This window comes from Flagellimonas sp. L-11 (assembly GCF_056857735.1).
In genome coordinates, this window is the sequence record NZ_JBSXNR010000008.1 from 1 (window position 1) to 10866 (window position 10866).

Sequence of the window (10866 nt, forward strand, 5' to 3'; positions counted from 1 at the left end):
GCTTGGCAATATCGAAATGGGTAATCAATAGTTCGGGAAGGAGAACCTTCAGTAGGTCAATGTATGGATCCAATACGGTCAGTTTTTAAAACAAAGTTCAAACTATAAATTCAATTTACACACAACTTTTGAGATTGACCCCCAATTGTTGTGTTTATGCAAAAATTGTTGTTAATCTAAATAGGAAAAACTCTACATTTTTTTCACTTTAAAAATAGACAGCTTGTAAGATTAAACTTTTTTATTTTCATGCAAATATTCACTGATTTGTGAAAAAGCTTTTAATAATACTAGGGGGCAGGCAGTTCTCTGGATTTTGGCATGCCTAGTGTTACAGAAACAAATCGGCTATTTACTAAATGGTCTACTTACAATGGCTGATACAGGATTTTGCCAACATTTTTGTCTTCTTACCAAGAAAAATCGGTGTCATTGATTTTTTGCTTTCAATCGCAGTGATTTTGGGGTTATTGGCCTATACGTTTCGCAATCGAGGAGGCAAAATTCAAGAGGTTGTGAACCAAAAAATGAATACCCAGAATATACGTTCGGCCACTCTCATAGATTTGTGTTATGGTCTATTGCTTATGGTTTTTGGCAACCTGACCAATGTACCCATGAGCACGACCTGGGCGTTTGTGGGCATTTTTGGAGAAAGAGAGGTGGCATTGGGCTATTCTTTAAAGAAAAAGGAGCTGAAATCGACCTATAGGGTCATTGGAAGGGATTTTGCAAAGGTGAACATAGGTCTTATCATAAGTATTTTGATGGCCTATATAATAAAATCCCTTGAGACATGATTGATATGCCCCTATCCAGAACGATGGTTGGACATAAAATCCTGTTCTTTGGCTTATGCTGTACCAGAAGTAGGTTCTTGGAATTATGCCTGCTACAAACATGAAAAAAAATCCCGCTAAGATGCTTTTGGCTAACCTCCAAAATACTTCGATGGTTCGGACTTCAAGAGTTCTTCATACCGTTTACCTTGGACAAGAGTACTCGTCCATTTGAACCCATTTTTTTCATAAAATTCAATTAGACCCGGTTCTTCAACCGTGAGCCAAAAACCTTTGTCGCTATATAAAGCCTTCATACATCTCAACCAAGTGCTTCCTATAAACTGTCCTCTGTACTTCGGTACCACAAATAGGAAACCAATATATAAATAACCTCTTTCCACTAAAGGTTCCACTTCCTTTTCAAAAATTTCCATCTCTGGTGGAAGGCCCTTGAATACCATTCCTCCCCCCAAAATATGATCCTGTTCCGTGATAGCAAACAACTCCATATGACCTGTGGTATTCTCCAGATAAATGTGAAAATCCCACCGCCATTCTTCAGGCATAGCTGCCAAGAACTGATCTGGGGGTCTTTCCCACTTTAAAAATTGTCTCCCATTTTGGTCAAAATCTATAATAGTCCCCATGACCACAGTTTATCCGAATCTTCCAACCATCGGTCACCGATGTCAGTTCGGTAATATCCATTGTTGACAATGACATTTTGGATACGGTTGTACATATTCCTCTGTGCATCCCGCATGGTAATCCCGGTACCGGTCACCAAGACCGCTATTCCAGTATTTCCAGTAATAAGCCATTGTTCGTTCACTTTTTTCACATGCATTGGATGTACTCCCTCTTTTTGGTCTTTCTTAAATACTATCACGGCGTCTTTGGAAAAAAGCTCAAACGTCTTTTTATCATCGTAAGGAAATGGGGGCACAACAATATATGCCCCAACCTGGAACCCTTTTCTTACCTGGATCTGGGTTTTGGTTCCATCCGCGACCCCCATAAGTAGTGTACCAATGGGATCCAAAAGACCCGCCCGTTGGATGAACACTTGGGGGTATCCAAACCTTGAAGTAAACTCCAAGGGATATAGTCCATTGCCATTGACAATACAGTTCAGGTCGATATGTCCATGGAACCCCTGTTCCGCCAAAGTACTTTCGAAAGGTTTCAATGTCCTCCGGAACAACGGAGAGTCATTTGTCCAGAACATACTGGTGCCCATTTCCCCTGTTGAAACCCCCAGCTCCCCGGGAAACAGTTTCTTGTGCTCAAATGTAATGTTCACAGGCTGTAAAAACTGTTTTCCATTAAAGTAGGCGCCTATGGAAACCTCAACGCCCTTCACCTTATGTTGTAACTGAAACGTACCAAAGCGGTCGCCCCATGATTTCTCATAGGCATACAACATCCGGATCACATCCTGCCCACGGTCATCGTTGCCCACGAACAACAGCTGTTTAAGCTCCTGTGTGTTTCCGGACGGTTTGAGCACATAGGCATTTGGGTTGGCTTCAATAAAGCCAATGGCATCTGAGAACGAGTCAAAATCTTTGGATGCCAAAGTCTTTATTTTGTGCCTTCGAAGTTCTGCCTGACCAAAATTACGGTCCATTTCGAGACGATCCGTGTATGGGGAACCTCCAAAGACCAATTTTCCTGTGGACCTTACATCCTCGCATGCTGCACCATACCCCGTATAGTCGAACACAATGTAATCGGCCCACTTGATGTGCTTTTTCCAATCAAAGGCTTTGGGCACAAAACCATACCCGATCTCACGCGACGATTTATCCTCTATGAACAGTTTGACATGATGTCCCTCATTCTTTACGGCAAGGGCAACATCCAAAATCTCGCCCCAGCGTGAAACAAACAACATCCTTTTTCCTTTTTGCTCCTGCTTTTTTGGCTTCCCCATGATAAAGAAATGACGTCTCTTTGAAATCAATCAATCAATGAAAGTCCAGTGATAATATAATTCTCATAGGTATCATCAGTATCACCGTCCAATTCTTTTTTTATGATATAGATAACCTTGAAATTACGGCCTACGAGAGATTCATCGGAAAGATTGTAAGATTTCAACACGGCATCTTCCACACCTTGGAACGAGTAGGTATTGCCATCATCATCCGTGAAATAATAGATGTCTACTTCCAGGCCATCATAAGTGGCGGTAATCGTATTCTCTTGGGACATGTCCATCAAGGAAAAAACAAGGGTCATTAAAATAATTACGGTTTTCATAGTATATAATTTTGGATCAATAAATTCAGTATTTGTCAGTAAAAGAATCACCTGTCCTGAATGCATACAGAGAAGGGGGGCAATAATAGGCCCCTTGTATGGAACAGGTCTTAATCAGGCTATGTAAAAAAAATTGGAGGCTGGTCCGAAGACCAAGGTATGGAACACTAGTTGGCGTAATGATTTTGGGAATACATCCTCTTCGTCGGGCACCTATCCTGTAGATGGTTTTGGAGACGAATTCCCTATATACCAAAACCCCGACATTGTTGTTTGCAAGCATTTCCTTTCGCCGTAAGCGAGGCTCTTAAATCATAATCCAAATGAAGTGAAAAAACCGATAGGTTGTATTTAAGTTTGGCTAATTTTTATGAAACTGTCGTTTAGTTTTTTCCAGGGTCCACACAAACTTCTTTTTAAGGAGAAAACTGGACAATAGAATACGGAACCCGATTAAAGGTCGGTTCTCAAAAACATAAATTAAAAGGAACGATAGAGCAAGGAGGGTTGGCACTTGCATTTATAAGCCAATACCCTGTCTTATTTACCATGACACTCACTTTCAACAAGTATGAATTTAAGTTTATTTCACTGTTAAAGAGCCACTTGCACATTTCTTAAATTTAACACAAAAGAATTCTTCACGACCGAAATTGCATTACCTTTAGATTGGAATTTGAGTGGTCAAAATAGTAGAGAAAAGACCGTTCTCCCGATGAAACCTATTTATTCGATTCGGGCTTTGAGATATAGTGGGATCTATTTCAAAAGCTTTCTTACGGTTAAGGAGCCGGATCTTAGCGATGATCTTCACAGTTGTACACCAATTACCAAGGGAAAAATCATTCCTTGGAACCCATGGATTATTTATTGCCCCCTTTGTCAGGTTATATCTTGAGATGCATGCCCATGACCTATTCAGCCAACGAGACCTGACAAAGAACAGTTGGCCATCTAGTAAACGACCCACTTAAGAACAGAAAAGTAAAAAACTATAGAGTAAAAAGGATTTTTTCGCATATCACATGCGGATTGTTGAGCAAATTTCCGCTAAAAGCGGCCGATCTTGAGGTGATATAACTTTCGGCGAGATTCATTGTAATATCATATTAAATGTATGCAAAATGAAAAAATCATTGTTCTTGTTCACTGCACTTGTTGCCTCAATACTTGTATCAAAAATCCTTGAAGAACCTGATAGCCATACAACTAAAAAAAGGGATGGACTGATGGCTATTTCGACACTTGGAAGAGAAGGACACAATGTCAAGGATCCAAAAATAAAAACTGAAATGGAACAATCAAGCCAATTTGGAAATGGACAATATGGAGATAGTAATAGTCCCCAGTTAAGAAATGGGTTCCACAATGTTCTTGATGAAAGACAAGTGGTTGCCAAAACCTTCGACCCTAAGTGATTTTTAGTATATGGCCATGTTTCCGAATTCGCTCACACTATCGTTGACGGACATAAATATATCAGAACGGGAACCACCGGGGGAATCGATTCCCAATTAGACCATTAATACTTGAAATCACCTAACAACAGTTTAAGATTTATTTATCATGAAAACCTCATTGGATTTGATTGCCCCAGAAATAAGAAAATTGGATTCATCATCTGGGCATTTTGCCTATGCCCATCAGATTGCCGAGGCAGTTTCCATACCTTCCTGTAAGTCGACGTTCAAGGCCAAGCTTCTATATTCGGATAATGATGAACTGTTTTTTGAACGGTATAAGGGCGAATTTGTCCATATCTTTAAGTATGGTGTGGTGTGCACCTATAATGCCGATTCAGAGGAAAGGGTAAAAGTGGTCAAGGAGGTTCTCCCCCACTGTAGGAATCCCTTGAGAACCCATCTTATAGAAAAAATTGAGGTTTGCACTGACAAAAAGGAGAGCAAGGTCACCTTTGACAAGGTAAACCTAACGACATTCCATGTCGATTCAATTCGTTTGATCATGTTGTATGTATCCCAATCAGTGGCATTGAACAGATATGCAGGGATTACCTCGGGAATTCTAACTGACACTGAAAAACATACTGCCAATCTGGAAAAAAATGGGCGGTTGAGCATTAGTGGAGCCAAGCTCAAAAGGTACATTGGCCGTGTACTGAACGTGAAGAACAAAATTTCGGAGAACCTCTATATTTTTGATTCCCCCGAGGCTACGTGGGAGGATGAAAACTTAAACAAATTGGACCATGATCTTAAAATCACATTTGACCTAAAGAACAGATATAGATGTATCCATTATCAGATTGAGATCATCAAGGATAACCTTGAACTGTTCAAGGATATGACTTACCATCGCGAGAGCAGCCGATTGGAATGGGTGATTATCATCTTGATTCTTGTTGATGTGGTCGACCTGTTACTCACCAAATTCATCAACTAAATCAGAAATATGGAAATTGTTAGTTTTTTTGAATCAAAGGAATACAAAAATAAAGTGGCCAATTTTGCTTCCGTAGTTAAAATGATGACCGCCAACGGTTCGCTCAATGCAGAAGAAGAAAAAGTAATCAAAAGATTTTCCGAGAAGCTTGGGATAAGACCGGAGGAATATGGTCATATCCTTGCCAATCCAAAAAAATTCATCTCTCTCCCTCCAAAGGATGAAGAGGAAAAGCTGGGACGGATATATCAGCTGTTCAGTATGGTCTACAAACACCATTATATGAATGCCCAAGAGCAAAAACTAATGATCGGATACACCATCCAGCTTGGTTATTCAGATGAAAGCGCAAAGAAGATTGTTGACAATTCAGCAAGGCTTTTCATGGGAAGATTGCATTTTAGGGAGTATCTCAAACTGGCCAAGAAATAAGGGTTTATCCCGCTAAAAGGAGAAGTTTCCATACAGCGTAAAAACAAATAAGTATGAACCAACAAGATGAGACCTTTAAAGAAATGCTATCGTACTACAATTACAACATAAGACGATGGAAATCTCTTGTCAAACATATGGAGAACGAGGTTGTTTTCCTTGACAGACTGTTGACCTCGGAAGCCTTTGGAACTGTTATGACCCGCACAATGCGGGAAAGGAACAACCACTTCAAAAAAATGGTCAAGGTCAAGTCGGAAGTACTTGCCGATCTCAAGGTGGAAGTGGATAGCCACCAAGCGGACCTGTTGAGATTGACCCCAACCAAACACATTAGAAAAAATGCAATGCATACGGTAAGTCATGAGTCTTTAAATATCCGTTTTGAAAAATTCTGTAAAGAGTTCGATGAATTCAGGGCAAGGGTCTTGCTCCAAACTGGAAATGTCATGTAATTTGCATATGTCCGTTGCATCAGGAAATACCTTTACTTTGGGCTCATCCCTGATGGATTTTCCATAGAAAATCTTTGAAATCTCTTTTTACGGACATCAGATAAAAGCAGCATGGAAAACAGCCCTTCCTTTGGCAGCAGGTTCAGGAACAAAAAGTGACCTGTCCTAAAGCCATCAATACATGAAGTGGAATCCGGGTTTATGGCCCATATAGGGAATTATGGCAATCCAACCAATTTATCAAATCTCAATTAAGCCCTTTAAAAATGGTAATCATACAAATCTTCGATTCCAACATACTAAATTATTGTTCCTTTTTTAAATCTCCCCCAGATTCCTTAAATTCATCGAAAGCTAGTGGATATCCATATCGCAACACCAATGACACTTGATATATTCACACTTGCATCCGGCGTATGTATCTTTTAAAGAACCATATGGCCAAGATTGGTGATGCCCCCAATTCTTTCGGAAAAGGTTCTTTGAAAATATTCAGATTCATTCTTCCCTACTTGATAAGTGCTGGATTTTGCCTGCTAATTTTTGAAATCCATATGTCCAGTGACGTTGACAGTATGATCAACGAAAAAAACGACGTCATCTCCAATGGGTTCCTCACCTCACAGATTACCTATCACAAGGAATTTGCCCCCTTTGCCAGGAGACCTTTGACGACCCTCTTGATAGAACAGGTGTCAAACGGCTTGGGATTAACTTTGGGCAAGGCCTTTGTTTGGGTGAATTTTTCCCTTCTGTTCCTAGCCGGACTGTTGTTATTCAGGTTTTCGAGGGTGATGGATTCGGGATATGTAAAAGGCATCATGAACATCATTATCTTCTTCCTGTCATTTTCGGTGCTATTTGCCTTTTTCCCACCGATCTTCAGTTATGATGAACCGTTACAGTACTGCCTGCTCTTTGCAGGTCTAACCTGTTTCTTGAAAGGACAGTGGCTGGGTTACGTACTTTGGTTCACAGCTGCGATGATAGCCCGGGAGAACACCGCTTTTTTGATTCCGGGACTTTTGGCCTTTTCTCCGGATCTTAGCCCTAAAAATCGAAAACCATATTCCTTTGAACGGTTGTTGGATTACCTTTTGATAGGCTTGCCCATACTGGTCTATGCCGTGTTCCTTATGGTTTTTTTGGAACAGAATGGTCTCTGGGAACCTACTCAACTCGAATTTGAGTCCAGATTATTTTCAATCGGTGAAAATTTCAGGGATACCCATAGTTCCATCGAGACCCTGATCTCGATTGTCTTGACCTTGGGTGTTTTCGTTTACTTCATCTTTGGTCCCCATGGCCATGACCGTGAAAAGTCAGAGGAAGATTTTGTCCGGGCATTTGTGGTGAGCTGTTCCATAAACACCGTTGCCGTTCTCGTGGGGGCTTTGGCAAGGGAAGCCAGGTTGTTCTCACTGCCCCTTATCTTTTTATGGCCCATTATGGGACAATATTGTTCCAAAGAAATTTCCCTGTTGCTCTCCTACAGGACCTATTTTGCATGCTTTTCAAAGGTAAGGTATATGGCTTTTTTTTGCATGCTGACCCTTTTGAACTATATTGTTTCCTTTAAAGTCTATCAACCAAGCTCACATCCAGCATACAACTACTTCAACGAATATCTTTTCGCCGCTCTGATGATCATGTATGTGCACTACCTATTAAGACATTTATCAGGGCACAATTCCGTGGAGGTTACTCCTTCTTGATTTACGCTAAAAAAATTGACCGAAAAGATTGGTTTTTTGCACGAAAGGGTTTGAGTTCCAGGTTTCAGATGTAATTTTCTAGAATTCTTAAAAAAATTTTAAGGTCAGGTTTCAATATCCTGTCGGTGGTTTTACTTTTTTATAGACAATTGACCCTTGGAACAGACTTCAGTGGCCATCGACCCCTATACAAATCGTTTTTACTTGAGTTTGAAGCATTTCCGTTCCTTGAAAGGATTAATAACCCGTCGCGCATAAAATTTCATTGTATTAACTACATGTATTTCATCATACTTGGCATAAAAATTGTCGTCTTATGAACTAGGGTTAAATTAAATAGCTCCACATTGTTTTTAACGAAATATTTTTCATCTTCAACACTGCCACAAATCGACCCTTGTACAAAAAGGTTACGCAATTCCCAAAAAAATACAGAATTGCTTATTGTGAATCCCTTTTGTTTCGCACGAAAGAGGAAATATCAAAATCAAAATGCAAACAGAAAAGAAAAGAACTCCATAAGATTTTGAAGGCATCCAAAAGGGAACTCAAAAAACTCAAAAAGTAATCGTCCCGTCCGGGATCATTATCCATGTGCATTGTTCATTATATGTCCCAGGCACACACTCATCCCATCTTGGATTTTATGTGATTTCCACCCTTTGAAAAGAGCACGCATCTGACCATGGATCAAGGTCCCGGTACGATTAACTAACCCTAACATTCTCGATGAAAGCATTTTTGACAATTGGCCTGTTGGTCATGAGCAATTCATTTATGATCATGACCTGATATGGCCACCTCAAATTTTCAGAATGGAAGTGGTTCAATAAGCTTGGGTTTGTATCCATAATACTAATCAGTTGGGGGCATAGCGCTGTTTGAACATATGTTACAAGTACCCGCCAAAGGATTGGGTAAAAGGAGCATGGGGGACCGTTCGGCCTCATCCAATTGAAAGTACTGCAAGAGGTAACAGCATTCGTTGTTTTTTGCGGTATTCACCCTGGTGGTCTTCAAGACAGAAACGTTTCGTCCGAACCATATCATTTCCTTTCTTTTTTTTGATTTTAGCCGTTTATTTCATGTTTAAGAAATGAGATTTGAACCGATTAGAGGTGTGATATTCGACACAATAACAATAAATATATGAATTGATAAAAAGATGTATTTGGCTCATTTTCACTCATAGGTACTGATAATGGAGCTCCAACAAAAAAGACAATCTGGACCTTAAATAATGGATAATGGAATATGCTGGAACACTAATATCTATATAAATGGGTAAGGTATACCACCTTTGCCGGAAAAAATTGAATATGGCCGTAAGAAATCGATTTAAAGTACTTAAACGAAATATTGGCTGATATGAATTTGCGTTTTTCAAGGACTCCCATTATCCGTCTCATCCATTCAGAGAACAGAACAAAAGACAGGGAGTTTTTGGAAAATAAATGTGATTTGTTTTGGAGGATTATTTTTTCTTCTTCTCCGGATTTTGCCAAGTGTTGAATACGGAGTAAACAATTATCTTGTTTTTTATGATCTCGTAAACAATTAGAAACGGGAAACGTTTTATGAATGCTTCCCGGTAAGGTTTCCGCTTTTTAGGAAAGTGTTTCGGGTTCGAAACAATCCTCTCAAAATAACCGTCCAAATGTTCCAAAAATTCCTCGCCCAGTCCTGTTCGTTTTTCTTGATAATAAAGGTATGCCTCTATGATTCCAGATTGGCCTCATCCTTAATCTCCAAAATATAGCTCATTTACTAGCTGGCGTTTCTTGCATTATTTTTAACCTCTTCCCAAGTAAGTGATTTGCTCTCGCCCTTTAAATGCGCTTCCCTTCGCCTGTCTATCATTTGGTATTGCTCTTCGTCCAAGGTAAGTTCCTGCTCGTCCTTTTGGTAGCTTTCGGCCAGTGCCTTTATCATTTTTAAAAGTCTTACGTCCGCAGTATCCACGTACTCCTTGACCGTTTTCCTTAAATCGATTGTCGCCATAATAGCTTCTTTTTCTTAGAATAAAGGTACAAATTCTATTCCATAGGGACCGTTTTCTCAAAAGTATATCCAATAAGATATCGGCTATACTTCAACTTAAGAGCCCATTTTTTTCCTGCAAGTCCAAATTAAGGCCCTATTGAAGTCCTGAAGGCAAAAAGGCAAATTTTAGCTTGATTTATGAAGATATTTTTAATCCTTTGGAAGATTGTTCTTGCCCAAAGAATTTAAAGTTTTAAACGGTGACAAGAAGAACTTCGCTTAATCGGACAAAAACCTTCTCTAAAAAATACTTAAGGAATTATGCGCTTAAAAATCCATTTACCTAATCATTGGCCCATTGCCAATGTTTATATCTGTAGCTATTTATTTTCGGACAGAATGGCCCAAATGAATCCTTTTTTTTTCATTAAAAAGTTTCATGTAAATCTAAATGATATTTTGGAAAAATAATAAACCAAAAAACACCTAATAAGGTCCAAAAAAAAGGATGAAAAATCAATTCCAAGAATTGGACTGGATATTCCGAAGCAATGTTTACCACTGATTCCGAAGCAAGGTTTACCACCAAGGGAACAAATCCATAATGCTGGAGTACATTAGGCTGCATAACCAACTTCTTAAAATTATGGCCAATAAAACCCTTGGTATGCAGAAAGTTAGACAAATACTAGGCTCTAGTTTAAGTTTGCGTTGATATTAAGATTTGATGCCTTAGGCCGATTTCACGGTACCTTTGGCGTGTGCCGGTATCCTGGACCGTCAACATGACCAGGTTCCGCAGTAGCCCGCCACTGTCCTTGAACTTCTCCT

The 10866-nt window shown here is 39.6% G+C and carries 11 protein-coding genes; 6 read left to right on the forward strand and 5 right to left on the reverse strand.

Features of this window, described 5'->3' with window-relative positions; genetic code table 11:
* Positions 1-527: 527 nt before the first annotated feature.
* Complete coding sequence (locus AC13CC_RS00150; protein ID WP_482878228.1) at positions 528-800, forward strand: hypothetical protein; 273 nt, start codon at positions 528-530, stop codon at positions 798-800.
* 131 nt (positions 801-931) lie between these two features.
* Here the strand turns inward: AC13CC_RS00150 and AC13CC_RS00155 are convergent, their stop codons facing one another.
* The 3 genes from AC13CC_RS00155 to AC13CC_RS00165 form a co-directional block, all read right to left on the reverse strand.
* A complete protein-coding gene (locus AC13CC_RS00155; protein ID WP_326276959.1) occupies positions 932-1429 on the reverse strand; it encodes a GNAT family N-acetyltransferase in 498 nt (165 codons plus the stop codon).
* Positions 1414-2679, reverse strand: a complete 1266-nt coding sequence (locus tag AC13CC_RS00160) for a phosphoribosylamine--glycine ligase (RefSeq protein WP_482875916.1) — start codon at positions 2677-2679, stop codon at positions 1414-1416. The genes AC13CC_RS00155 and AC13CC_RS00160 overlap by 16 nt, the downstream gene beginning before the upstream one ends.
* 65 nt (positions 2680-2744) lie before the next feature.
* Complete coding sequence (locus tag AC13CC_RS00165) at positions 2745-3047, reverse strand: hypothetical protein (protein ID WP_326276957.1); 303 nt, start codon at positions 3045-3047, stop codon at positions 2745-2747.
* A gap of 1124 nt (positions 3048-4171) precedes the next feature.
* On the opposite strand from AC13CC_RS00165, the gene AC13CC_RS00170 reads away from it, so the two are divergent.
* The 5 genes from AC13CC_RS00170 to AC13CC_RS00190 all read left to right on the forward strand — a co-directional run bounded on the left by AC13CC_RS00170 (position 4172) and on the right by AC13CC_RS00190 (position 8052).
* Complete coding sequence (locus tag AC13CC_RS00170; RefSeq protein ID WP_326276956.1) at positions 4172-4465, forward strand: hypothetical protein; 294 nt, start codon at positions 4172-4174, stop codon at positions 4463-4465.
* Positions 4466-4613: 148 nt separating this feature from the next.
* Positions 4614-5450 carry an RMD1 family protein gene (locus tag AC13CC_RS00175; RefSeq protein ID WP_326276955.1) on the forward strand — a complete coding sequence of 279 codons (837 nt, stop codon included), beginning with the start codon at positions 4614-4616 and terminating at the stop codon, positions 5448-5450.
* 9 nt (positions 5451-5459) lie between these two features.
* Positions 5460-5882 (forward strand): hypothetical protein, encoded by a 423-nt coding sequence (locus AC13CC_RS00180; protein ID WP_326276954.1) that lies wholly within the window; start codon positions 5460-5462, stop codon positions 5880-5882.
* Positions 5883-5935: 53 nt separating this feature from the next.
* Entirely contained in the window at positions 5936-6337 is a 402-nt protein-coding gene (locus AC13CC_RS00185; protein ID WP_482875918.1) for a hypothetical protein, read from the forward strand.
* A gap of 554 nt (positions 6338-6891) precedes the next feature.
* Complete coding sequence (locus AC13CC_RS00190) at positions 6892-8052, forward strand: hypothetical protein (RefSeq protein WP_482875920.1); 1161 nt, start codon at positions 6892-6894, stop codon at positions 8050-8052.
* A gap of 1474 nt (positions 8053-9526) precedes the next feature.
* Here the strand turns inward: AC13CC_RS00190 and AC13CC_RS00195 are convergent.
* The gene (locus AC13CC_RS00195) at positions 9527-9718 is read right to left on the reverse strand and encodes a hypothetical protein (protein ID WP_482875921.1); all 192 of its coding nucleotides are present in this window, start codon (positions 9716-9718) and stop codon (positions 9527-9529) included.
* Between the two features lie 101 nt (positions 9719-9819).
* Positions 9820-10053: an addiction module protein gene (locus tag AC13CC_RS00200; protein ID WP_326276950.1), complete on the reverse strand. Its 234-nt coding sequence runs from the start codon at positions 10051-10053 to the stop codon at positions 9820-9822.
* Positions 10054-10866: the final 813 nt, after the last annotated feature.